This is a genomic window from Aminobacter sp. Y103A (assembly GCF_030294925.1).
Lineage (GTDB): Bacteria > Pseudomonadota > Alphaproteobacteria > Rhizobiales > Rhizobiaceae > Aminobacter > Aminobacter ciceronei.
In genome coordinates this window covers 1,442,166-1,464,675 of the sequence record NZ_AP017986.1, presented here as the reverse complement: position 1 = coordinate 1,464,675, position 22,510 = coordinate 1,442,166, and the positions used below count along the sequence as shown (strand labels likewise).

Annotated in this window: 22 protein-coding genes and 2 tRNA genes; 15 read left to right on the top strand and 9 right to left on the bottom strand. The window is 62.9% G+C overall.

Going from position 1 to position 22,510, the window contains the following annotated elements:
• Positions 1-13: 13 nt before the first annotated feature.
• From modC to modA, 3 genes are all read right to left on the bottom strand, one after another.
• The gene (gene modC / locus Amn_RS07070; protein ID WP_371818593.1) at positions 14-1,126 is read right to left on the bottom strand and encodes a molybdenum ABC transporter ATP-binding protein; all 1,113 of its coding nucleotides are present in this window, start codon (positions 1,124-1,126) and stop codon (positions 14-16) included.
• On the bottom strand, positions 1,126-1,821 hold the full coding sequence (gene modB, locus Amn_RS07065) for a molybdate ABC transporter permease subunit (RefSeq protein WP_192318308.1): 696 nt from the start codon (positions 1,819-1,821) through the stop codon (positions 1,126-1,128). Before modB ends, modC begins: the two co-directional genes overlap by 1 nt.
• Before the next feature lie 98 nt (positions 1,822-1,919).
• Positions 1,920-2,720, bottom strand: a complete 801-nt coding sequence (gene modA, locus Amn_RS07060; protein ID WP_286295787.1) for a molybdate ABC transporter substrate-binding protein — start codon at positions 2,718-2,720, stop codon at positions 1,920-1,922.
• 280 nt (positions 2,721-3,000) lie between these two features.
• Between modA and Amn_RS07055 the strand changes: the two genes are divergently transcribed.
• A complete protein-coding gene (locus Amn_RS07055; protein WP_286295786.1) occupies positions 3,001-3,852 on the top strand; it encodes a sulfite exporter TauE/SafE family protein in 852 nt (283 codons plus the stop codon).
• A 55-nt stretch (positions 3,853-3,907) separates the two neighbouring features.
• On the opposite strand, the gene Amn_RS07050 is transcribed toward Amn_RS07055, so the two are convergent.
• The 3 genes from Amn_RS07050 to Amn_RS07040 form a co-directional block, all read right to left on the bottom strand.
• Entirely contained in the window at positions 3,908-4,720 is an 813-nt protein-coding gene (locus Amn_RS07050; RefSeq protein ID WP_067965295.1) for a CoA-transferase subunit beta, read from the bottom strand.
• Entirely contained in the window at positions 4,717-5,574 is an 858-nt protein-coding gene (locus tag Amn_RS07045) for a CoA transferase subunit A (RefSeq protein ID WP_263008022.1), read from the bottom strand. The genes Amn_RS07050 and Amn_RS07045 overlap by 4 nt, the downstream gene beginning before the upstream one ends.
• A 217-nt stretch (positions 5,575-5,791) precedes the next feature.
• Positions 5,792-6,628 carry an endonuclease/exonuclease/phosphatase family protein gene (locus Amn_RS07040; RefSeq protein WP_083948692.1) on the bottom strand — a complete coding sequence of 279 codons (837 nt, stop codon included), beginning with the start codon at positions 6,626-6,628 and terminating at the stop codon, positions 5,792-5,794.
• A gap of 172 nt (positions 6,629-6,800) precedes the next feature.
• On the opposite strand from Amn_RS07040, the gene Amn_RS07035 reads away from it, so the two are divergent.
• On the top strand, positions 6,801-8,351 hold the full coding sequence (locus Amn_RS07035; RefSeq protein ID WP_286295778.1) for a phospholipase D family protein: 1,551 nt from the start codon (positions 6,801-6,803) through the stop codon (positions 8,349-8,351).
• A gap of 230 nt (positions 8,352-8,581) precedes the next feature.
• Positions 8,582-9,559, top strand: a complete 978-nt coding sequence (locus Amn_RS07030) for a DUF535 family protein (RefSeq protein ID WP_286295776.1) — start codon at positions 8,582-8,584, stop codon at positions 9,557-9,559.
• 102 nt (positions 9,560-9,661) lie between these two features.
• Here the strand turns inward: Amn_RS07030 and Amn_RS07025 are convergent.
• Positions 9,662-9,736: transfer RNA gene (locus Amn_RS07025), tRNA-Thr, on the bottom strand.
• Between the two features lie 159 nt (positions 9,737-9,895).
• On the opposite strand from Amn_RS07025, the gene Amn_RS07020 reads away from it, so the two are divergent.
• The 12 genes from Amn_RS07020 to Amn_RS06965 all read left to right on the top strand — a co-directional run bounded on the left by Amn_RS07020 (position 9,896) and on the right by Amn_RS06965 (position 18,085).
• Complete coding sequence (locus Amn_RS07020) at positions 9,896-10,084, top strand: hypothetical protein (RefSeq protein WP_263008026.1); 189 nt, start codon at positions 9,896-9,898, stop codon at positions 10,082-10,084.
• Positions 10,085-10,215: 131 nt separating this feature from the next.
• Positions 10,216-11,508 (top strand): UDP-N-acetylglucosamine 1-carboxyvinyltransferase, encoded by a 1,293-nt coding sequence (gene murA / locus Amn_RS07015; RefSeq protein WP_286295773.1) that lies wholly within the window; start codon positions 10,216-10,218, stop codon positions 11,506-11,508.
• 139 nt (positions 11,509-11,647) lie between these two features.
• Entirely contained in the window at positions 11,648-12,082 is a 435-nt protein-coding gene (locus Amn_RS07010) for a DUF2948 family protein (protein WP_286295771.1), read from the top strand.
• A gap of 13 nt (positions 12,083-12,095) precedes the next feature.
• On the top strand, positions 12,096-13,388 hold the full coding sequence (gene hisD, locus Amn_RS07005) for a histidinol dehydrogenase (RefSeq protein WP_286295769.1): 1,293 nt from the start codon (positions 12,096-12,098) through the stop codon (positions 13,386-13,388).
• Positions 13,389-13,394: 6 nt separating this feature from the next.
• A complete protein-coding gene (locus Amn_RS07000) occupies positions 13,395-13,880 on the top strand; it encodes a UPF0262 family protein (protein ID WP_067965312.1) in 486 nt (161 codons plus the stop codon).
• Between the two features lie 2 nt (positions 13,881-13,882).
• Entirely contained in the window at positions 13,883-14,341 is a 459-nt protein-coding gene (locus Amn_RS06995) for an arsenate-mycothiol transferase ArsC (RefSeq protein ID WP_432284814.1), read from the top strand.
• An 87-nt stretch (positions 14,342-14,428) separates the two neighbouring features.
• A complete protein-coding gene (infA, locus tag Amn_RS06990) occupies positions 14,429-14,647 on the top strand; it encodes a translation initiation factor IF-1 (RefSeq protein WP_006200926.1) in 219 nt (72 codons plus the stop codon).
• A 49-nt stretch (positions 14,648-14,696) separates the two neighbouring features.
• Positions 14,697-15,326 carry a Maf-like protein gene (locus tag Amn_RS06985; RefSeq protein WP_286295297.1) on the top strand — a complete coding sequence of 210 codons (630 nt, stop codon included), beginning with the start codon at positions 14,697-14,699 and terminating at the stop codon, positions 15,324-15,326.
• Positions 15,323-15,532: a DNA gyrase inhibitor YacG gene (yacG, locus tag Amn_RS06980; RefSeq protein WP_182574837.1), complete on the top strand. Its 210-nt coding sequence runs from the start codon at positions 15,323-15,325 to the stop codon at positions 15,530-15,532. Before Amn_RS06985 ends, yacG begins: the two co-directional genes overlap by 4 nt.
• 170 nt (positions 15,533-15,702) lie before the next feature.
• Positions 15,703-15,778 (top strand) — tRNA-Phe (locus Amn_RS06975).
• 212 nt (positions 15,779-15,990) lie between these two features.
• Positions 15,991-17,301: a tyrosine-type recombinase/integrase gene (locus tag Amn_RS06970; protein ID WP_006329277.1), complete on the top strand. Its 1,311-nt coding sequence runs from the start codon at positions 15,991-15,993 to the stop codon at positions 17,299-17,301.
• Between the two features lie 373 nt (positions 17,302-17,674).
• Positions 17,675-18,085: a DUF1294 domain-containing protein gene (locus Amn_RS06965; RefSeq protein WP_286295293.1), complete on the top strand. Its 411-nt coding sequence runs from the start codon at positions 17,675-17,677 to the stop codon at positions 18,083-18,085.
• Positions 18,086-18,268: 183 nt separating this feature from the next.
• Here the strand turns inward: Amn_RS06965 and Amn_RS06960 are convergent, their stop codons facing one another.
• Complete coding sequence (locus tag Amn_RS06960; protein WP_286295292.1) at positions 18,269-19,291, bottom strand: IS110 family RNA-guided transposase; 1,023 nt, start codon at positions 19,289-19,291, stop codon at positions 18,269-18,271.
• A 282-nt stretch (positions 19,292-19,573) separates the two neighbouring features.
• On the bottom strand, positions 19,574-22,486 hold the full coding sequence (locus Amn_RS06955) for a hypothetical protein (protein ID WP_286295291.1): 2,913 nt from the start codon (positions 22,484-22,486) through the stop codon (positions 19,574-19,576).
• Positions 22,487-22,510: the final 24 nt, after the last annotated feature.

Sequence of the window (22,510 nt, the reverse complement as noted above, 5' to 3'; positions counted from 1 at the left end):
CGGCTCGCTCCAGTCAGTCGCTGGTTAGCACAAGCGGCGCCCCCGGAGAAAGATTGGCGCGGTCGAAAGCAACGGTCTTGATGACGGCGAACACCTCGCGCCCGATGGCAAGGTGCAGCGTCTGGAAGGACTGGCGGGTGATGCGCGACACCAGGATGTCGCCATGGCAGTCGAGCTTGAGGTCGACCTGGGAACCGTCGACCTGGCTGATTTCGGCAATGCGACCAGGAAGAATGTTGAGCGCGCTGAGACCTTTCGGCCGTTCGGTTCCGATCATCACGTCGCGGGCGCGGATGCGGACACGCACGGCGGCACCAAGCGGCCTGTCGATGCGCGGCACGCGCATTTCGCCGGCACGGGTGCCGAGCACTGTCATGCCGAAGGCTTCGTCGTGGCCGAGCACTTTCATGTCGAGCACGGCGCCGCCCTCGCCCACCTCTTCCGGCGGCAACAGGTCGAGCCTTCGCATGATCTCGCCGGTCGGGCCGCTGGCTGCCAGCTTGCCGTTGGTCATCACGACGATGTCGGTGGCAAGCCGCGCCACCTCTGCAATGGAATGGCTGACATAGACGATCGGAATCTTCGTCTCGTCGCGCAGCCGTTCCAGATAAGGCATGATTTCAGACTTGCGTGCGTCGTCGAGCGAAGCCAGTGGCTCATCCATGAGCAGCAGCTTCGGGCTTGCCAACAGCGCACGGCCAATGGCGACGCGCTGCTTTTCACCGCCCGACAGCAGCGCCGGTCGACGCGCCAGGAGGTGGCCGATGCCGAGCATCTCGACGACCCGGCCGAACTCGGCATAACGCTCTGCCTGTGGCGTGAACCAGCGGCCATAGAGCAGGTTCGAACGCACGCTGAGATGCGGAAACAGCCGCGCATCCTGGAAGACGAAGCCGACCTGGCGCCTGTGGACAGGCACGAAGCTGCGCTGTGCCGTGTCGACCAGCGTCTTTCCGTCGATGACGATGCGCCCGCTGTCCGGGCGGATCAGCCCGGCGATGATGTTGATGATCGAGGTCTTGCCCGACCCTGACGGCCCGAACAGAGCAGTCAGGCGGCCGGCGCTTTGGAAGCTTGCCTCAAGGTCGAACGCGCCGAGGCGATGGTGGATGTCGACGAACAGCATCAGCCGGCATCCACGCGTTGGCCGATGCGGCGGGCGAAAATTTCGGAGACGACCAACGCGATCATCGAAATGGCGATCGAGATCAGCGTCAGCCGCATCGCCCCTGCATCGCCGCCGGGAACCTGGGTGAAGGTGTAGATCGCCGAGGGCAGCGTCTGGGTCTCGCCGGGGATGTTGGAAACGAAGGTGATGGTGGCGCCGAACTCGCCCATCGCCTTGGCAAAGGACAGGATCATGCCGGCAACGACCCCGGGCAGGATCAGCGGCAGCGTCACAGTCGCAAACACCCAGAGCGGGCTGGCGCCCAGCGTGCCGGCAGCCGATTCGAGACGACGGTCGACGGCTTCGATGGACAGGCGGATGGCCCGCACCATCAAGGGGAAGCCCATGATCGCGCAGGCAAGTGCGGCACCGGTCCAGCGGAACGAAAAGACGATGCCGAAATACTGGTCGAGCAAGGAGCCGATTGGCCCCCGGCGCCCGAAGCTCAGCAGCAGCAGATAGCCGGTGACGACGGGGGGCAGAACCAGCGGCAGATGGACGACGCCGTTGAGCAGCGACTTGCCCCAGAAATTGCCGCGCGCCAGCAACAGCGCGATGCCGATGCCGAATGGCAGGCTGGCAGCCATCGCCCACAGCCCGACCTTGATCGACAGGTGGACCGCGTTCCATTCGTCAGGAGTGAGGTCCAGCATTCCCCGCTCGCATCCCCTCAAAAATCCGTCCCACCCGCGATGCGGAATGGGACGTCAGTCACAAAGATAGAGCCTAACCGACAGGGGTAAACCAGTCGCTATTGGACCGGCGCCAGCACGGTGAAACCCTGAGCCTCGAACAGCTCCTTGGCCTTGGCGGACTGAAGATATTTCACATACGCCTCGGCGTCTGCGTTCTTCGAGCCCGCCGTCACGCCAACCGGATAGACGATGGGAGGATGCGTCTCTTCCGGGAAAAGGCCGACGATCTTGACGCCCGGCTCGGCGGTGGCGTCGGTCTGGTAGACGATGCCGAGCGGCGCTTCGCCAGTCGACACCAGCTTGAGGGCGGCGCGCACGTTCTCGGCCTGGGCGATCTTGCCTTCGACCGAGGCCCAGACGCCGAGCTTCTCGAGCGCTGCCTTGCCATACTTGCCGGCAGGAACTGCCTTGACGTCGCCCATGGCGAGGCGGCCATCGCCGAGTAGGTCGGCTAGGTCGAAATTCGCCGCGATGTCAGCCTTGGCAGCCGAATCCTTCGGCGCCACCAGCACGATGCGGTTGCCGAGCAGCTTCACCTCGGAGCCGTCCTTGATGAGCTTCTTGTCTGAGAGATACTTCATCCAGTCGAGGTCGGCCGAGATGAACACGTCGGCCGGCGCACCCTCTTCGATCTGCTTGGCCAGCGCCGAGCTCGCGGCATAAGACGCGGTGGCAGTCTTGCCGCCCTCGGCCTTCCAGGCCGTGTCGACTGCGTCGAGCGCGTTCTTGAGGCTGGCGGCCGCAAACACCACGACGTCGCCATCGGCGCGCGCCGCCGGCAGGCCAAGCGCCAGTACGGCGGCGAGACCACCCGCCATCGCGGCAAGCCGCACCCCAAAACTCCTACGCGCGAACATCAGAATTCCCTCCACCATCTAGCCCAGCCCGTCGCGGGCCACGGATTCGTTATATTCATACGGATACAACACTTGGCAGGCAACTACCCATCCAGGTGGTTTTGCGCGAAACAGTTCCGTCATTTCGCCCGAGATTGGCCTCGCCGCTGGCCCTGTTTTCAGGGGGAGACTGGTCCGGCTCTTCATGTCATATGTCGCAACGTCATTCGCGAGGGGAGCCGGGGCAGTTCATGCCGAGGCCCCTCCTCGCACCTTCCGCACTTGCCAAGAGATCCCCTACATGGCCGGCATATCGACGTTTGAAATCATCTGGCTCGCCGTAGCCTTGCTCGGCGCAGGCGCCATCACCGGCCTGCTCGCGGGCGTCTTCGGCGTCGGCGGAGGCACCGTCATCGTGCCGGTGCTGTACGAATTGTTCCAGGCCGTCGGCGTACCGGAAGAGGTGCGCATGCCGCTCTGCGTCGGCACCTCGCTTGCGATCATCATCCCGACCTCGATCCGCTCGTTCAACGCGCATCGCGCCAAGGGCGCCGTCGACATGGCAATCCTGAAGCAGTGGGCGATCCCCGTCATCATCGGCGTCGCCATGGGCAGCGTGATCGCCCGCTACGCGCCGGCCGACCTGTTCAAGGCGGTGTTCGTGGTGGTCGCCGGCATTTCGGCGATCCGGCTGCTGTTCGGCAAGGATTCGTGGCGCCTCGGCCTCGACATGCCGGGCAAGATCGTCATGAACATCTATGGCGGGATCATCGGCGTGCTGTCGAGCCTGATGGGCATTGGCGGCGGTCAGCTCTCCAACCTGTTCATGACCTTCTACGGCCGGCCGATCCACCAGGCGGTCGCCACCTCTTCAGGCCTCGGCGTGCTGATCTCGATCCCCGGCGCGCTCGGCTACATCTATGCCGGCTGGCCGCGGGCCGCCGAATATCCCGATGTCGCGGCGCTGCAGTTCCCGCTGTCGCTCGGCTATGTCTCGCTCGTCGGGCTGATCCTGTTCGTGCCGACCAGCGTGCTGACCGCGCCTCTGGGTGCGCGGCTCGCGCACGCGCTGTCGAAGCGCAAGCTCGAGGTCGCCTTCGGCATCTTCCTGCTCCTGATCAGCCTGCGCTTTCTTTACAGCCTGATCGGCTGAGCAAAGCAAAACGCCCGGTAATGCCGGGCGTTTTCATGTTCGGCGGACGCAGGCCTCAGCCATCCTTCGATCCTTGCCTCGCGCCGACAGCCGCGCCCTTGTGGGCGGCACCGCTGCTGCGTGCCTTGAGGTCACGCAACGTCGTCAATTCCAGTTCGGTCGGTTCGGGCGTTTGCTCAAGCGTGTCGGCAAACTTGACAGTCCAGCCGCAGGTCTCCTGCACCTTGTTGCGGGTCACCTCAGGATGCAGCGAAACGACGGTGAATTCCTTGGTGACGGGGTCCGGTTTCCAGATCGCCAGGTCAGTGATCAGCAATGTCGGCCCCTTGGTGTCGATGCCGAGGCGCTGGCGATGGTCGCCGCCGTCGCCATGGCCGAACGAGGTGTAGAAGTCGATTTTCTCGACCATGGCGCGCCTGGACTGGGCCATGGTGATGAAGATTTCCTTCGACGACGTCGCGATCTCGGGTGCGCCGCCGCCGCCGGGGAGGCGGGTTTTCGGATGAGCGTAATCGCCGATGACCGTCGTGTTGATGTTGCCGAACTTGTCGAGCTGGGCTGCGCCCAGGAAGCCGATCGAGATGCGCCCGCCCTGCAGCCAGTAGCGGAACATTTCCGGCACCGAAACTGTGGTGACGGCGGTGTCGCACAATTCGCCGTCGCCGATCGACAGCGGCAGCACTTGGGGTGCCGTGCCGATGGTGCCGGATTCGTAAATCAGCGTGATGTCGGGTGCATGGGTCAGCCTGGCGACATTGCAGGCCGCCGAGGGCGCGCCGATGCCGACGAAGCAGACATCGTCGCCCTTGAGCGCACGCGAAGCGGCAATTGTCATCATTTCGTTGGGGCTGAAGCCTGTCACGCTCATGCGACGATCCTCAGATGTTCGACGCGGGCCGCGAAATCGTCGCTGGTCTTTTCGATGACGTTCGTCTGCATCCACTCGCGGAAACGGTCGCGGTCGGCTGAGATCTCGTCCCATTCCAGATAAGACGCGTTGTCCCTGACATAATAGCCATGCGCGTAGGACGGGTGCGCCCCACCCGGCACGACCGAGATCGCCGTCACCGACCAGTTGGGCAGTACTGTCAGGTTGGGGTGCAGGTCGTCGAAATTGTCGACCACCTCCTCGACGGTCACCACCGCGCGCCGGGCAGCAAGGGCTGCTTCCTTCTGGATGCCGATGATGCCCTCGACCAGCACGTCGCCGCGCCGGTTGGCCTTCTGGGCATGGATGAAGGTGACGTCGGGCCGAACCGACGGAACTGCCGCCAGCACCTCGCCTGAAAACGGGCAGGTCACCGACCTGATGTTCGGATTGACCTTGGTGAGCTCGGCACCGCGATAACCGCGGAAGATGGCGCAAGGCAGGCCGGCGGCGCCCGCCTCATAGGCATTGGCCATGGCGGCGTGGCTGTGCTCCTCGATCTCGAGCGCATGCGGAAAATCATTCTCGACAGCGTCACGCAGGCGGCGCAGCAGGCCGACGCCGGGATTGCCGGCGTAGGAAAAGATGGCCTTCTTCGCCATGCCCATGCCGATCATCTGGTCGTAGATCAAGTCGGGCGTCATGCGCACCAGCGTCAGGTCCTTGAAGCCCTGGCGGATCGCCTCATGTGCGGCGGCGGTGGGAATGAGATGCGTGAACCCTTCAAAGGCCACGGTGTCGCCACTGTTGAGATTGTCGGCGACCGCCCGCGACAGGGGTAAGAATTGGGCCATGCGCTTCGTCCCTGACGTCGAAACTTCATTTGCAGGCATCTGTCCGACATCATGTAGCGCACGCGTCCCGGTCGCGCATCATCGGCGTCGACAGCAGGTCTTGCCGGACTGTGCCGGCGCTGCTGTCTGCCGTCAGGCAATGTCAGGCAAAGGACGATCGCCCGAAGCAGGTCGACAACCGGCGGCGCAGATCAGCGATTTCTTCGTCGGGCAGTGATCAGGCGGCCTCGGCGAGGCCGTTGCCCTTGGCGTTTAGCCGAATGACCGCCTTGATCGGCAGGTGATCCGAGGCGATGCGCGCCAGTGCCGTGTCATGCGCTTCGAGCTCGGTGAGCAGGCTGTGCGGCCGCGCCATGACGCGGTCCAGCGCCAGCACCGGGAAACGCGAGGGAAAGCTCGGAACGATGGCATGCATCGGCCCGAAAGCCGGTTCCAGGCTGCGCAGCGACGAGCGCTTGCCCAACCGCCATTCGTTGAGGTCACCGACAAGAACCGTCGGTTTGTCGCTGTGCAGTTCGGCTGCGGTCAGAAGCGTTCCGGCCTGCAGCTTGCGCGAATGGCGCAACAGGCCGAAATGCGCCGCGATGATCCGAAGCGGCCCGGCTTCGAGCTCGAGGTCAACGACCACGGCACCACGTGGCTCCGCACCGGGCAACACGATCTGCCGCGCCGAACTGACCGAACCTTTGCGAAACATGACGACGTTGCCGTGCCAGCCATGGCTCTTGCGCCGGCCGGCCAGCGGCACCGGAACAAGCCCGGTCTCGCGCTCGACCGCTTCCAGGTCGAGCAGCCCTGCCCGGTCGCCAAAGCGCTGGTCGGCTTCCTGCAAGGCGATGACGTCGGCGCCGATCTCGGAAATGACCTGCATCGTGCGCTGCGGATCGAAACGGCGGTCGAGGCCAACACATTTGTGGACGTTGTAGGAGGCGACGACGATCTCGCTGTGCGCGCCGGCCTCAGGCGGCAACGACGTATCGCCCTGCTCCAGCGTCGAGGACCGGTGCGCGGCACCTGCTTCTGCTGAAATCTCAAAGCCTGGTCTGCTAGCCATCACTCGTCTGGAATCTCTGGGAAATTCGTGTTCAGTTGCGACAGGCGTTTCGCCAACAGTAACCTATATGGTCGAGCTATTCGAGGTTTACCACATGCGTCACGATGGCCTTCCACCGAAATGCTGTCGTCGGCACAAGGTTCCCATCGAAAGGTCTTGGGCCGCCTGACACATGAAACTCGTGGCCGTCGTCATAGCAGTTGTCGGGTTCCTGGTCATTGCCTCGCTGCTGGCGGTCTATGCCTATGGCCGCTTCGCCAAGCGCGCCCAGGGCATTTCTTCCCGCGCATCGCCGACGGCTGACAGCGACACCCCGTTCGACCGGCTGATCACCCCGCTGCTTGCCGACCATCCCGGCCAGAGCGGACTGGCGCTTTTGTCGTCCAACCTGCATGCCTTCGCCATCAGGGCCTACACCGCGCGCCACGCCCAGCGCAGCCTCGACCTGCAATATTACTACTGGAAGGACGACCTGACCGGCAGCCTGCTCGCTCGCGAGGTCCTCGGTGCCGCCGACCGCGGCGTGCGCGTGCGGTTGATCCTCGACGACATCAACGCCAAGGGCTACGACCCGAACTATCTCGCCCTCGACAGCCACGCCAACATCGAGGTTCGCCTGTTCAACCCGAGCTGGGCACGCGCCTTTGGCCTGCAGCGCGGGCTGGAGCTTGTGCTGCGCGTCATGCGCAGCACAAGGCGCATGCACAACAAGGCCTGGGTCGCCGACGGCAGGCTGGCGATCGTCGGCGGGCGCAATGTCGGCGACGCCTATTTCGATGCCTCGGAAGACGCCAATTTCCGCGACATGGACCTTTTGCTCGCTGGTCCTGTTGTCGACCAGACGGAGGCTATCTTCGACCGCTTCTGGAACAGCGAGGCGGTGCTGCCGATCCGTCACGTTACCGGCAGGGCAAGGGGCGACCTTCCCGCCCTGCGCAAGCGGCTGGAACGCACGGCAACGACCGGCCTGGCGGAGCCCTACATCCATCGCGTTGCCGAGGAGAGCCGGGAATGGTCGTCGTCAGGCATGGGCAGGCTGCGCTGGACCAGCGAGGCGACAGTCGCCTCCGATCCGCCGGAAAAGGCATCGGGTGCCGGCCAGGACAGCTGGCTGATGACGGCAATCCGGCCGATCCTGACGTCGGCCCGGCGGGAACTGCACATCGTCTCGCCCTATTTCATTCCCGGCGAGACCGGTACCCGCGAGCTGACGGCGCTGGCCAGGAACGGCGTCGAGGTGACCGTCTTGACCAACTCGCTCGCCGCCACCGACGTCGCCGCCGTCCACGGCGCCTATGTGCGCTACCGCAAGCCGCTGCTCGAGAACGGCGTCGGCATCTACGAGCTGAAGCCCGACGAAGACCGCACCGACATGTCGCTGTTCGGCTCGAAGGGAGCCAGCCTGCACACCAAGGCCTTCATCGCAGACGGGGCGGCCGGCTTCGTCGGCTCGTTCAATTTCGACCCGCGCTCGGCCGCGCTCAACACCGAGATGGGCGTCTTGTTCAGGCAGCAGGAGCTGGCGGGCGAGGTCGAAGCGGTGATCTCGGCGCAGACATCGCCGCGCAGCGCCTTCAGGCTGTCGCTCCATGGCGGCAAGCTGCGCTGGACCGACAGCGGCGACAATGCGCCACGCGAGCTCGGCCACGAACCGCAGGCCAGCCTGCGGCGGCGCCTGGTGGCCAAGGTGATCAGCTACCTGCCGATCGAATCACAGCTTTAAGCTGGACGCCAAGCGGTCCGCGATTTCGACGGCTTGCCGTGAATCCTGCAACAAAACCCTACTGCTCACCTACAATTCCTGACGTTTCCGGCCGTTTCCCGCGAAGATTTCGAATCAGCGCGGCCGGCACACGCCTGTCTTGCAATGCAGGCGCAATGCGTTGCGCCCCTTAGATCGCTCCGCCAGCCCCATGTTCCGGGCCGGCAGACGCAGTCTGAAGGAGCTGTCACGTGCGACACGAATGGAAACCGGAACTGGACCAGCGCAGCCTGCTGCCCGCCCAGTCGCCGACGAGGCGCGAAAGCCGCCGATCATCGGTTTTCCTGCAGATGCTCAGCCTCGGCGCCCGCATCTCGCTCAAGCGCTCGGCGGTGTTCTGCCTGCGATTCGCCTGTCGGCCGGTCAGCACCTTGGGCTGGGTCAGCTTTCTCGGCGATTTTTCCCTGAAACAGGCGCTGGGCCGGCCGCATGACGACCTTTTGCGCAAGTCGCTCGACGTCTTTTTCGTCACCGGTATTTCGAGCTCGTCTCGCCTCAATCTGATGAAGACGCATTTCCAGGTAGCTGCCGAATTGTTGCGCCATGACGACCTCGCCGCCCTCTGGCGCGGCGAACGCCTCGACATGGGCGCTGTCTTCGGTCGCCATGAAACCTACAATATGCAGATGCTTTTGGCCGACCACTGCGGCTGCCGTCATGAAGGCGTCTTTGCCATCAAGCTGTTGCGGGCGCGCGACGACTACACCTTGTGGACGGCCAGCTTCGTCTTCATCCGCGGCGAGGACGGCAGACCAAGCCTGGCGATCGGCGGCATGCAGGGTCCGAAAGGCGCTGACGCCAAGCGCGCCGTCATATCAGCCACCCGCTGCCTCGGCGGCCTGCGCCCCAAGGACGCCATGCTGCTCGCCCTGCACGGACTGGTGTCCGCGCTTGATATCATGGCGGTGTCCAACGCCACTCACGTCATCAACCAGCGCCGCCGCAAGCGCCGGAAGCTGATGCAGGCCGACCTCGACGGCTACTGGACCGAACGCGGTGGCCTGCCGGCCGAACCATTCGGCTTCCGCCTGCCCGCGCCGCCGGCGCCTCAAATCGACAGCCCAAATCGCAGGGAGCAGAGCAAACGGGCGTTCTGGGATATCGGCAGCGGGATTTGCCGGCTGTCTAGCCTGAGAGCCCTGGCAAGATCGCCGCTCGCCGAAGCGTAGCACTCGCTCGCATCCGCAACATTGCGCGCTTGTGGTCGCAAAGGCCACGGCGCGCAGCCGTTTGTGCGCAAGCAAGACCGAAGATTTTTCTTCTGGAGAGAATGGTGCTGCCAGAGAGGATTGAACTCTCGACCTCTCCCTTACCAAGGGAGTGCTCTACCACTGAGCTACGGCAGCATTCCGTGAACGGGGCGGCTTGTGCCACATGATTCCCGGGAGCGCAAGTTATCAATTGCCCGAAATCGTGTATCATTTTCCACAGGCCCGCTTACGCCACAATACTGGCCATTTCGGTTGCCAAGCCGCTATGAACGATCGGCAAGCGGGGACCACCACATGTCGTCGACCAAGAAAACGCCCTCAAGCGGTGCCGAACAGCGTCAGGCGCGGCTCGCGGCCGAGCTGCGCGCCAACCTGATGAAACGCAAGGCGCAGGCGCGCTCGCGCCGCACAGGCGAGGCCGACACCAGGCCGGACGGTCTGGCGGCAGCGGAGGGGGAGACGGAGAAACCTGAGAAAGCCTGACCGGCGACGGCAGGCGCTTGGCGCCAAAGACCGCAAAATGCGCCTTTCTTGAACCGGAAAGCGCGATGGTCTAGACGGGCGGCAAGAAAATTTCTCGCCAGAACCGGGATCGCCCGGAGAAACGACGGCCAATGGATCGCATCAGAATTGTCGGCGGCAACGAGCTGACCGGAACCATCCCGATCTCGGGCGCGAAGAACGCAGCCCTTCCCCTGATGATCGCCTCGCTGCTGACAGACGATACGCTGACGCTCGAAAACGTGCCGCATCTGGCCGACGTCGAGCAGTTGATCCGCATCCTCGGCAATCACGGCGTCGACTATTCCGTCTCGGGCCGCCGCGAGCGCCAGGGCGAAGGCTATTCGCGCACCATCTCGTTCACCGCGCGCAACATCGTCGACACCACGGCACCTTACGAGCTGGTCTCCAAGATGCGCGCCAGCTTCTGGGTCATCGGCCCGCTGCTCGCCCGCATGGGCGAAGCCAAGGTGTCGCTGCCGGGCGGCTGCGCCATCGGCACACGCCCGGTCGACCTGTTCATCGACGGCCTGCAGGCGCTGGGCGCCGACATCGAGGTCGAGAACGGCTACGCCGTGGCCAAGGCCAGGAACAACCGCCTCACCGGTAACCGCTATGTGTTCCCGAAGATTTCCGTCGGCGCCACCCACGTGCTGATGATGGCGGCGACGCTCGCTCGCGGCGAGACGGTGCTCGAAAACGCCGCCCGCGAGCCCGAGGTCGTCAACCTCGCCGAATGCCTCAACGCCATGGGCGCCAGGATCACCGGCCAGGGCACCTCGACCATCACCATTGAAGGCGTCGATTCGCTGTCGGGTGCGCGCCACCGCGTCATCCCCGACCGCATCGAGACCGGCACCTATGCCATGGCTGTCGCCATGACCGGCGGCGACGTGCTTCTCGAAGGCGCGCGCGCCGACCTGCTGCAGGGAGCGCTCGACGTTTTGTCGCGCACCGGCGCCGAGATCATCCCGACCAATTCCGGCATCCGCGTCCTGCGCAACGGTTCTGGCATAGCACCCGTCGATGTCGTCACCGAGCCCTTCCCCGGCTTCCCGACCGACCTGCAGGCGCAGTTCATGGGCCTGATGACCATGTCGAAGGGCAAGTCGAAGATCACCGAGACGATCTTCGAAAACCGCTTCATGCATGTGCAGGAACTCGCCCGCCTCGGCGCCCACATCACGCTGTCGGGCCAGACGGCGATCGTCGAGGGCGTCTCCAAGCTCAAGGGCGCGCCCGTCATGGCGACCGACCTGCGCGCTTCGGTGTCGCTGGTCATCGCCGGCCTCGCCGCCGAAGGCGAGACGGTGGTCAACCGCGTCTACCATCTCGACCGCGGCTTCGAGCGCCTCGAAGAAAAACTGTCGCGTTGCGGTGCTGTCATCGAGCGCATCAGCGGATGAGTTAGGGGAATAGGGCAATAGGGGAGCAAGGCAGTGTTGCATGCCCTACTGCCCCACTCCCTTACTGCCTTCCCTTTAGCGTCAAGACCGCCTAACAAAGCCGGAAGCATTACCTTTCCGTACAGGCAGCCGACCCGACATGAACCTGCTCAAACTAGTCGCCCTCGACGAAGAAGACCTGGAGATCGTTTCGGCGCATGTGCAGGATGCGGTGATCAGGGTCGGCGACATCGCTTTCGATGCCCCGGCCAAGCGTTTTGCGCTGGCGATGAACCGCTTCGCCTGGGAAACCAAGAAGGGATTCTTCCGGCCTAGATACGAGCGGCGCAGGTCGATCCTGCATTTCGACCGTGTGCTGTCGGCGCAATTGCACGGCATTTCGCGCGCCAAGACCGAAGACGTGCTGGAGCTTCTGGCGATCGGATTCGCGCAGGAGGAAGGTCCGACCGGCACGATCGAGCTTCTGTTTTCCGGCGACGCCGCCATCCGCCTCGATGTCGAAGTCATCGAGGCCCGGCTGACCGACACCGGCGCTGCATGGCAGGCCTCTTCCCGCCCCATCCACAATACCTGAGCATTTCCAGACAATGGCCATCACGCTTCGCCAATCAGACGCAGACTTCGAGAAGCGCTTCGCCGCCTTCCTGACCACGAAGCGCGAGATTTCGCCCGACGTCGATGCGACGGTGCGCGCCATCATCGACGACGTGCGCAGCCGCGGCGATGCGGCACTGATCGACTACAGCAGGAAATTCGACCGCGCCGACCTCGGCACGCTCGGCATCGCGGTGAGCCGCGCCGACATCGAGCAGGCCTACAAGGATGCCGATCCGGCGACTGTCGAGGCGCTGCGCTTTGCCCGCGACCGCATCCATTCGCACCATGCCCGGCAGATGCCCAGGGACGACCGCTATGTCGATCCGATCGGCGTCGAGCTCGGCTCACGCTGGACCGCCGTCGAGGCGGTCGGGCTCTATGTTCCAGGCGGCACGGCGAGTTATCCGAGTTCGGTGCTGATGAATGCCGTGCCGGCCAAGGTTGCCGGCGTCGAGCGCATCGTCATCGTGGTGCCGGCATCAGGCGGCGTCATCAATCCGCTGGTGCTGGTCGCAGCCGACATCGCCGGCGTGTCGGAAATCTACCGCGTCGGCGGCGCCCAGGCAGTCGCCGCCCTTGCCTATGGCACCGAGACCATCCGTCCCGTCGCCAAGATCGTCGGCCCCGGAAACGCCTATGTCGCGGCCGCCAAGCGCCAGGTGTTCGGCACGGTCGGCATCGACATGATCGCCGGCCCTTCGGAAGTGCTGATCGTCGCCGACAGCGACAACGACCCCGACTGGCTTGCCGCCGACCTGCTGGCCCAGGCGGAGCATGACGTCTCCGCACAGTCGATCCTGATCACCAATGACGCCGCCTTTGGCAAGTCGGTGGAAGCTGCGGTCGAGCGCCAGATCAAGCTCCTGCCGCGCACTGAGACCGCCGCCGCAAGCTGGCGCGACTTTGGCGCGGTCATCGTCGTCGACGACTTCGACGTGGCCATCCCGCTGATCGACCGCATCGCCGCCGAGCATCTCGAACTCGCCGTCGCCGATGCCGAGACGCTGCTCGGCCGCATCCGCAATGCCGGTGCGATATTCGTCGGCAAGCACACGCCCGAAGTCATCGGCGACTATGTCGGCGGCTCCAACCACGTGCTGCCGACGGCACGCTCGGCACGTTTCTCCTCTGGCCTGACGGTGCTCGACTTCGTCAAGCGCAGCTCGATCCTGAAGCTTGGCCCCGACCAGTTGCGCGAGCTTGCTCCCGCGGCGATCGCGCTGGCCAAGGCCGAAGGTCTCGACGCGCATGCGCGCTCCGTCGCCATCAGATTGAACATGTAGGCGGCGATGTCCGACAAAGGCCACGCACGCTCCCGCCTGGTCGACGTCGAACTCGACGAATCGATCGGCCGTTCGACGCCCGACGTCGAGCACGAACGCGCGGTCGCGATCTTCGACCTGATCGAGGAAAACAGCTTCCACCCGATCAACGACGATGGCCACGGCCCTTACCGGCTCAAGCTGTCACTTGTCGACGCGCGGCTGGTCTTCGCCATCTCGCGTGAACACGGCGAAGCGGTGGTCACCCACATCCTGTCGCTGACGCCGTTCCGCAGGATCGTGAAGGACTACTTCATGATCTGCGAAAGCTACTACGAGGCGATCCGTTCATCGACGCCGAGCCAGATCGAGGCGATCGACATGGGCAGGCGCGGCCTGCACAATGAGGGTTCGCAAACCCTGCTCGACCGGCTCTCCGGCAAGATCGAGATCGATTTCGACACCGCGCGCCGCCTGTTCACGCTGATCTGCGTATTGCACTGGCGCGGATGAGGATGGCGGCAAACGGCAGCTCTCCACGCTCTATCCTGTTCATGTGCCGGATGAATTCGGTCCGCTCGCCAATGGCCGAGGCGATCGCCCGCCACCATCTGCCGGCATCGGTGTTCGTGACGTCGGCCGGCGTGCGCGCCGGCGATCGCGACCCGTTCGTCGATGCCGTGCTGGCCGAAGAAGGCATGAGGCTCGACGAGCACCAGCCACGCACCGTCGATGATCTCGAGGACGACTATTTCGACCTGATCGTCACACTCGCGCCCGAAGCGCACCACGCCGCGCTCGAATTCACCCGCTCGATGGCAGTCGACGTCGAATATTGGCCGACGCCCGATCCGACCGCCGTCACCGGCACGCGCGACCAGATCATGCACGCCTACCGCGACGTGCGCGAACGGCTGAAGCACAGAATGGCCAATCGATTTGCCGCCGAGGCCCAAGGAAACGACGCCGATTAAGCGTGTTCACAAAGCGTGGATTATCATATAGGTTCCGCCCAAATTCCGGCCGGGTCGCCGGAAAGTCATCCAAACCAAAGGTACCGAATGCCGAAGGAAGAAGTCCTCGAGTTCCCGGGCGTTGTTACGGAATTGTTGCCGAATGCGATGTTCCGGGTCAAGCTCGAAAACGAACACGAAATCATCGCCCACACCGCTGGCCGCATGCGCAAGAACCGCATCCGCGTCCTCACCGGCGACAAGGTCCTCGTCGAAATGACGCCTTACGACCTGACCAAGGGCCGTATCACCTACCGCTTCAAGTAAGCCGCCTGCTGCAAGCACGCAGGCCGGTCTCAGCCTACAGGATCAACGATTGAGCGATCTGCAAAAGCTTGTGCTTGCCTCGGGTTCGCCCCGCCGTGTCGAGCTGTTGCAGCAGGCCGGCATCGAGCCTGATCGCCTGTTCCCCGCGGATGTCGACGAACGCCCGATGCGCGCCGAGCATCCGCGCTCGCTGGCCAAGCGCCTGTCGGTGACCAAGGCGCAAAAGGCGCATGACGTCCTTTCCAAGGAAGCGGAACCCGCTTCCGGCTTCATTCTTGCTGCCGACACGGTCGTTGCCGTGGGACGGCGCATCCTGCCCAAGGCCGAGAGCTCTGATGAGGCGCTGCATTGCCTGCAGTTGCTGTCGGGCCGCTCGCACCGGGTCTATACCGGCCTCGCGCTGGTGACGCCTGCGGGCAAGCTGCGCCAGCGGCTGGTCGAGACGCGCGTGCGCTTCAAGCGCCTGTCGAAGCAGGACATGGAAAACTACCTCGCCTCGGGCGAATGGCGCGGCAAGGCCGGCGGCTATGGCATCCAGGGCCTCGCCGGCACCTTCGTCGTCAAGCTCGTCGGCTCCTATACCAATGTGGTGGGCCTGCCGCTCTACGAGACCACGTCGCTGCTGTCGGGCGAAGGTTACCAGGTCCAGCTCAACTGGCAGGTCGGCGCGCGCGTATGACCGACAAGCCAGCCGCCGTCGTCACGCCGCTGCGTGCCAAGATCTCCTGCCCGGAATGCAGCAAGCCATCGGCGCGCGAGACCTATCCGTTCTGCTCGCCACGCTGCAAGGCGGTCGATCTCAACCGCTGGCTTTCGGGTAGCTACGCCATTCCGGTCCGTGACGACGAAGACGAGGATTCGGACGGAAACAGCGAAGCCGGCTGATAACGCCGAGCGGCATTTGCAGCTTACGCAACGGCCTGTGATTTCTTCCAGAAAAACATCTCGCAGGCGCTGGACAGCGGCAAATCTCGTGTTATAACCCACCCGCTTTCAGGGTGCAGCGCACCACTCAAGGCATCCGGATCAAGGCTCTCGCCCGATCCTGGAACTAGGCCCAGATAGCTCAGTTGGTAGAGCAGCGGATTGAAAATCCGCGTGTCCGTGGTTCGAATCCGCGTCTGGGCACCATCCCCTCTTCTCCCGACAGTCCCTTTCGCCGAAGCTTCTACTCTCCTGTCTCGGCAACTAGCTGAAATACTTACTGATTTCGCTGACCAAAGCGCGGATGGTCGGGTTTCGTGGAATTTCGGCGCAGTTGGTCCAACGAGGCGGGGGGCTGGTATTTTCGCTGGTATTGGAGATCCTGATGGTATCGATGCAGCCAAATGGAGGTCCCGAAAATGGCTCTTTCCGACGTAAAATGCCGTAATGCCCGACCCGCTTCCAAGCTCGTGAAATTGTCTGACGGTGGCGGGCTCCAGCTTTGGGTGCAGCCTACCGGATCTCGCCTATGGCGCCTCGCCTATCGTTTTGGCGGCAAGCAGAAGCTTCTGGCGTTGGGCAGCTATCCCCTCATCTCCCTCGCTGAGGCACGCGAGGCGCGCGATACCGCCAAACGTCTCCTCCTACGTGGCATCGACCCCGCACAGGAGCGTAAGTCGCAAAAGGCTTCGGCGGAGGACACCTTTCGCTCAATCGCGGAGGACTATGTCGACAAGCTGAAGAAGGAGGGACGTGCCGACCGGACCATCACCAAGGTCAAATGGCTGCTCGACTTTGCCTATCCAACGTTTGGGGACAAAAGCGTTCGGGAGATCGATCCGGCCACAATTCTTGCCGCTCTCCGCAGCGTGGAGGTTCGTGGTCGATACGAGTCGGCCAGGCGAATGCGCTCCACCATCGGCAGCGTGTTTCGATATGCAATCGCAACCGCACGCGCCGATGTAGATCCGACGATCGCCCTGAGGGGCGCACTCGTCGGTCCGACGGTCACGCCCCGTGCCGCGGTTACCGATCCTAAGGCCTTGGGAGGCTTGCTGAGGGCGATTAATGCATTTGACGGACAGCCTACAACCCGAGCCGCTCTGAAGCTGATGGCCCTGCTATTTCCCCGCCCCGGCGAGCTGCGCGCGGCCGGATGGGACGAGTTCGATTTCGAAAGCTCGGTGTGGAGCATCCCTGAAGGACGCATGAAGATGCGACGGCCGCACCGCGTACCTCTTTCCACGCAGGCCGTCAGCGTCCTGACCTCACTTAGAGAAATCTCTGGTGGTGGATCGCTGTTGTTTCCTAGTGTTCGATCGGGTTCGCGTCCGATTTCCGACAACACGCTTAACGCCGCCCTTCGCCGTATGGGCTATGGCAAAGAAGAAGCTACCGCGCACGGCTTTCGAGCAACGGCATCAACTCTGCTAAACGAATGCGGCAAGTGGCACCCGGACGCCGTAGAGCGGCAGCTGGCCCACATTGAGAACAACGACGTTCGGCGCGCCTATGCCCGGGCAGAGCACTGGGAAGAGCGCGTCAGGATGATGCAATGGTGGGCCGATTATCTGGATGAACTCGAGAGCAAAAACTCGCGGGTGGTCTCAATCGGGGGACGCGAGGCAAGCCTGCTGTCCATACATCCTCGCGAGGGTCTAGTTTGGAAGCCAACAGCGACGGTTCGCCAAACGACGAGACGAACCTCCAATCTCCGAAAATCACACTGAACCCCGTCGAAAACACCGAAACTGGGCGACCAATGTTGCAGGCCCGGAGGGTCATCCGTTTTCCACAGGAAGTCAATTGGCCACACATTTCCTTCGTATTCTCTCGTATGGTCTGGCGAACCTAAGGACCAGGAGGAGGACTAGTATTCCCTCCGCGGTGTCTCGTCGTCCACAAGAAGGGTCGATTAACCCGTGACGAACGTGGCTGGTTTGGGGCCGAGAACGGACGGTTGGCTTTTGGGTCCCGATCGGCGAAAGCCGACCTTCGGTCACCATCGAATGAGGCTTCAAACGACCCTTTTGGGATGGACCTGCTGTCATTTGCGTTGGCTGAACGGGCTTCGGTTATACTGGCCCGAAGTTGGAGCAGGGCATGCGGGGGCAGTTGGCAATCGGGGTCGTCGGCTACGTTGTATCGGTAAACTTGCTGGCATACGCCGCCATGGTGTTCGACAAGGCTAGGGCCGAGAACAGGGCGCAACGCATTCCCGAGTCGACGCTTCTGTACCTCGCCTTCATCGGGGGTAGCATCGGGACTGTGATCGCTCAGCAAACGATCCGGCACAAGACTCGCAAGGAGCCGTTCCGGTCCAGGCTCGTTGGCATCGTGCTGCTCCAAGTCTTCGCGATAATCGCGCTTATAGTGGGATTGGTCATCACGGGATCGCCCGAAACGTTATCGCAATTCCTCACATTTCTGGGCCGTGTATGGACGGCTCTCCGTTGGCAAGGGGTCTTGAGCATGCAGTTGCTGGGTTGGTGCGGCCATGTATCCGACCTGTAGGTGCGGCTTTCATGTGCCGCTGGCCATAATGCCATTCGCGCGGCTCAGGTCCCGATCGGAAGCTCGCACTCGAAGTGCACGGCCCAAGTGGGGTTTCCTGATCCGGCGGTATCAACCGGCTTTGTGCATTAGCTCCTGTCCGCCCTTTCCAACCTCGTCGGCGTTCGCTCGCCTTGTCTCGTTCTATGCGATGACTGGCTCCCTGTAGCGCTCGCCGCTTGTCATCAACGCCCAGACCATCCGGGCGGTCTTGTTTGCGAGCGCAACCGCTGCAACCTTGGCCGTTCGCCGGGTCATCAGCTGCACGAGCCATGGCCGCCTAGTCCCGTTCCGCTCGGCATAACGGATGACCGCCATCGCGCCGACCACGAGCATCTGGCGCAAGTAACGATTGCCCGCTTTGGAGATGCTGCCGAGCTTCTCCTTGCCTCCGCTTGAGTTTTGCTTCGGCACGAGCCCGATCCAGGCTGAGAGGCAGCGCCCCGACTTGAAAGCGTGCGCATCGGCGACGGTCGCCACGAACGCACTCGCCAGCAACGGGCCCACGCCTGGTATCTCCATCAACCTGCGACCAAGCTCGGTCTCTCTCGCACTCGCCCGGACCCTTCGATCATTCTCGAGTATCTGCGCCTTCACGACCATGAGCTGCGCCTCGAGCATCTGCAGGCAGAGCCGTGCGTCAGCTGGCACCCTCGGGTCGTTCTCGTCGTTGATGACGGCAAGCAGCTGCTCGATGCCGCCCCGCCCGATCGGCGCCACGATACCGAACTCCGAGAGATGCGCCCGCAACGCGTTCGATATCTGTGTGCGCTGGCGGTTGAGCATCAACCGAACCCGATGAAGCATCATCACACTCTGCTGCTCGGGCGACTTCACCGGCACGAAGCGCATGGTCGGTCGGGTCACCGCCTCGCAGATCGCCTCTGCATCGGCAGCGTCGTTCTTCTGCCGCTTCAGATATGGCTTCACATACTGTGCCGGCAGTAGCCGCACATCATGGCCACGTGCAGTAAGTTCTCTCGCCCAATAATGCGAGGAACTGCAGGCTTCGATCCCGACCAGGCATCCCGGTAAACTCTCGAAAAATGCCAGCACGCGCCCACGGGTCAGCTTCCTGCGAACTACAACCTCGCCCGCCGCGCCCACGCCGTGGACTTGAAACACTGACTTCGCAATATCCAGACCAATCGTCGTAACGTTGTCCATCTCAGCTCTCCTCCAGCTCTAGCCCCGCGATTGTACCGCGAGGCGGAGGAGAGCCGTCCACAGCATCAGAAGCGGAATGGCAGCTCATTGAGGAGCCTTATCCGGAACATATTCCGACGCATTCCTAGCTGCGCTTGTTTCGAGGCGATAGCAAGAATGTGGCAGCGGTCGTGCCGTTGCCTACCGATCATTCGAGAGCAGGTGAACCGTGTGTGCTAGTCGCTCAGATCGAGACGTCAGAATACCGCGTGCCCTGCGGCTAGCAGCCACCGCGATGATCGCCTATGGGTTGAGTGGCGCATCATCCTGATCCCACCCAAATACATCTTGATGCGGAACGTCAACGTCGCGAAGGCGGAATCGCGATACCAGAAATTTCTCAGCTCCCTCATAATCCACGCTTGGTGGCCAATGCAGCTGCCAGCTGCTGAAAAAGGCACCAAGGTAAACCTTGGCATGGGCGTGTAGCAGCTCATCGGTGAACACCGCCGGTAGGAGCGCATCGGCCTCGGTTTCGACCTTATCTAGCAGGGCCATTCCCCGGCTTCGGAGCTCCTCAAGTGGGAGATCTTCCGGCACATCAAGCCGAATGCCCATCGCGATGTTGCTTAAGATGCTCAGAATCTCCCAATCTTTCATGCCTCGTTCATGCATCTCGAGCAATCGCGCCCGAGTGCCAGGATCGTGAGCGATGCCTGAAATTGTGTACCGAAGCGATACAAGGACTTTGTCATACCTATTTTGCGCGTCACCGAGTGCACGTTCCAACTCGAACGTTGGACCCGGCCCGTCGAACCACTGAACACGGCCGCCGGCGCGGCTGACGAAGGGACGCTCGGGATCGAGAGGCGCGATCGACTGGCGGAAGAGCTCGGCAAATAGATCCTCAGGAACAAACTCCCGGAACAGTTCCGCGTAGGGCCGACCAACAAAGGTTGGTTCCAGCACGGACCTGTCAAATTGCCTAGCTAAGGCCTCATCATCGAGCACGGAGATTGCGCGAAGGGCCGCAGCGAACACCAATAGAACATCACCACTTTCCTCCGGCCCTCGGTCCCGCGACGGCAGCGTCACGCGAAATGCGGCTCGCGTCTCGGTCAGCTCTTCTACCGTCAGTCTCTCAATCGCGTCGGAAACCTCGATATTCATGGTGAAATCGACCGGGACGATTCCCAGGTCCCTGTTCGCGAAGGCGAAGACTACAAGCTGCAGTTCCGCGATAATCTGCTCGGCCGGTGGGGTCGTGCGATAATCGTTGAGGAAAACGCAAGTCCAGCGGATGCCCAGCCCCTCCCAGCGGACGTGTCGTTCGAGCCCGAGATCGCCGAAGGGTCGATCGAGTAGTGCTTCCTCAAGGCCGGTCCACGCCTCCGGCCAGGTGCCTCGGTTCCAAAAGCCATCAGGCTTGTTCGCGGCGCTCAGAATCGGATCTCTGAGCAAGGGAGGCCACTCGCCAACGAGTTCGTCTAGCGCCTGGCGTGTCGTCGGGCTCCCCCGCTTCACGAAACCAAGTAGGGACGCCAACTGTCCCAGATTGCTCTGCAGGCGCGGATGCCGCTCTGTGTTCAGTGGATGATCGTCATGGAAAATATGGGCTTGAACGAACACGGGAAGCAGCCGAAGAAACCCAAACGAATTGCCGGCACCGTCTTCGGCATCGAGCAGCTCGAGCAGAGTCTCGGGTTGCAGGCGGCGGACACCGTCCTCCCGCTCGTAACGGGTTAGAAGCGCGGCCGTCATCGCATGGTACTTCGCAGCATAGGCGAGACCATGTTGGCGATATTGTTCGGCAAGTAGGACCAGGATGCGCACCGCTCCTACTAATCGCCCACCAGAGAACCACTTGGCTTTGGCTCGATGAAGTTCCCGGATGGCAGCCGCGGGTTGGTCCCGCTCGAGCAGCGACAGAGCTCGATCGATGGCCTTCTCACCGGCCGCGACGCCGCCCATACGCTCAGCCAGCAGATCATCGGCTCGTGCTGCGAGACCCATCAACTCCGGATCGTCCCCGCGGAGCTTGACTATCTCGACCAGCAAATCCGCAAATGCTTCGATCGGATAAAGTGACGCTTGCTCGGCGCTGTCCAACATCGCGTTCCAGAGTGCGATCACAGCAGAAAAATCGGGCGCCAGGCCGGGTCCTGCAGGCGTCTGCGCTAGAAGGGCCCGCACGTGCAGCAGGCCCGCCCTTCGTCCCGGACCGATCGCTTCGTCGAGTTCTGATTGCACGGCATCTGCGAGTTTGCACCGATAGTCATGCAGATCGGACTCCTTCGTGAGAAACTGTCCCAGCCAGTACCCGCCAAACGCGTAGGTCAGTAGCGTCGCAGCCGTAGTCAGATCGCCGATGTCTGTATGGGCTTCGACGTCAACGAAGTAGTCGGCAACCAGATGAGCCTGACTGGTCATGTCGCCGCGACCACGCAGATGAGCCACGGCTATCTCATAACTCGCCGAGCGAACCAGATCGCGCGGCGCCATCGGCACGAGGAAGCCCGCCATTCTCTCTATCCAGAATGATAGGTCCGGCCGTGCGACAGGTTCAAACGTAGCGTGACGCAAACCCGCTTTGATCGCAACGAAGTCGGCGCGGCTGATCGGAAGCACCGTCCGAGCCTTCCAGTCCACCTTATGCTGCGCATAGCCGTCGTCGTCCGACTGCATCTGTGGGCTGATCTCGGCTGGGACGTGCAGAAATTCCTCCGCGATCCAGAACAGGTCGGGCTCAGCCAACCACTCTGCAATGGTATTGCCGTCGAAGATTTGGAGCTCAGCCCCCATGCCGCTGGCCGCGGTTACAAATTCCTGGCGTTTGGCAATCGGGAGATTCGCCTCGCAGAAATAGACGATCTCGTCGACCTTGCCGGTCGCGAGGATCTTTTCGACATCGCTACGGATCTTTCTTTCTATGCGCTTTTCGAGACTACAGGCAAACGCGACCGCCCATTCTCGCGATGAGCGCGCCGCGAACCGGGAGCCGGCCACGGGTAGCGCAATCCCGGTTCGAAACGTCTCGAAATCGCGGCCTCCGTCCCCACCGGCGCTGACAGGGCCCGTCGCAGGCAGGATGTTGCTGTAGATGCGGGCGCGGGCAAGGTGGCGTGCGAGATGCTCGAACTCGTGATGCGCGTTACGGGAACCCAATTCGCTCAAATGAAAGCGGAGCTGGGCGGCGAGTTGGACAGGATTTACCATTTCGTGCGCGTGTGCCCGGCCGAA

Excerpts from the sequence above, each read along its gene's own strand:
- Amn_RS07000 (WP_067965312.1), top strand. The coding sequence starts at position 13,395 with ATGTCCGACAAAGGCCACGCACGCTCCCGCCTGGTCGACGTCGAACTC.
- Amn_RS06995 (WP_432284814.1), top strand. The coding sequence starts at position 13,883 with ATGGCGGCAAACGGCAGCTCTCCACGCTCTATCCTGTTCATGTGCCGG.
- Amn_RS07035 (WP_286295778.1), top strand. The coding sequence starts at position 6,801 with ATGAAACTCGTGGCCGTCGTCATAGCAGTTGTCGGGTTCCTGGTCATT.
- Amn_RS07010 (WP_286295771.1), top strand. The coding sequence starts at position 11,648 with ATGAACCTGCTCAAACTAGTCGCCCTCGACGAAGAAGACCTGGAGATC.
- Amn_RS06960 (WP_286295292.1), bottom strand. The coding sequence starts at position 19,291 with ATGGACAACGTTACGACGATTGGTCTGGATATTGCGAAGTCAGTGTTT.
- modA (WP_286295787.1), bottom strand. The coding sequence starts at position 2,720 with ATGTTCGCGCGTAGGAGTTTTGGGGTGCGGCTTGCCGCGATGGCGGGT.
- Amn_RS07045 (WP_263008022.1), bottom strand. The coding sequence starts at position 5,574 with ATGGCCCAATTCTTACCCCTGTCGCGGGCGGTCGCCGACAATCTCAAC.
- Amn_RS06955 (WP_286295291.1), bottom strand. The coding sequence starts at position 22,486 with ATGGTAAATCCTGTCCAACTCGCCGCCCAGCTCCGCTTTCATTTGAGC.
- Amn_RS07040 (WP_083948692.1), bottom strand. The coding sequence starts at position 6,628 with ATGGCTAGCAGACCAGGCTTTGAGATTTCAGCAGAAGCAGGTGCCGCG.
- Amn_RS07050 (WP_067965295.1), bottom strand. The coding sequence starts at position 4,720 with ATGAGCGTGACAGGCTTCAGCCCCAACGAAATGATGACAATTGCCGCT.
- Amn_RS06965 (WP_286295293.1), top strand. The coding sequence starts at position 17,675 with ATGCGGGGGCAGTTGGCAATCGGGGTCGTCGGCTACGTTGTATCGGTA.
- hisD (WP_286295769.1), top strand. The coding sequence starts at position 12,096 with ATGGCCATCACGCTTCGCCAATCAGACGCAGACTTCGAGAAGCGCTTC.
- Amn_RS07020 (WP_263008026.1), top strand. The coding sequence starts at position 9,896 with ATGTCGTCGACCAAGAAAACGCCCTCAAGCGGTGCCGAACAGCGTCAG.
- yacG (WP_182574837.1), top strand. The coding sequence starts at position 15,323 with ATGACCGACAAGCCAGCCGCCGTCGTCACGCCGCTGCGTGCCAAGATC.
- infA (WP_006200926.1), top strand. The coding sequence starts at position 14,429 with ATGCCGAAGGAAGAAGTCCTCGAGTTCCCGGGCGTTGTTACGGAATTG.
- modB (WP_192318308.1), bottom strand. The coding sequence starts at position 1,821 with ATGCTGGACCTCACTCCTGACGAATGGAACGCGGTCCACCTGTCGATC.
- modC (WP_371818593.1), bottom strand. The coding sequence starts at position 1,126 with ATGCTGTTCGTCGACATCCACCATCGCCTCGGCGCGTTCGACCTTGAG.
- Amn_RS06970 (WP_006329277.1), top strand. The coding sequence starts at position 15,991 with ATGGCTCTTTCCGACGTAAAATGCCGTAATGCCCGACCCGCTTCCAAG.
- murA (WP_286295773.1), top strand. The coding sequence starts at position 10,216 with ATGGATCGCATCAGAATTGTCGGCGGCAACGAGCTGACCGGAACCATC.
- Amn_RS07055 (WP_286295786.1), top strand. The coding sequence starts at position 3,001 with ATGGCCGGCATATCGACGTTTGAAATCATCTGGCTCGCCGTAGCCTTG.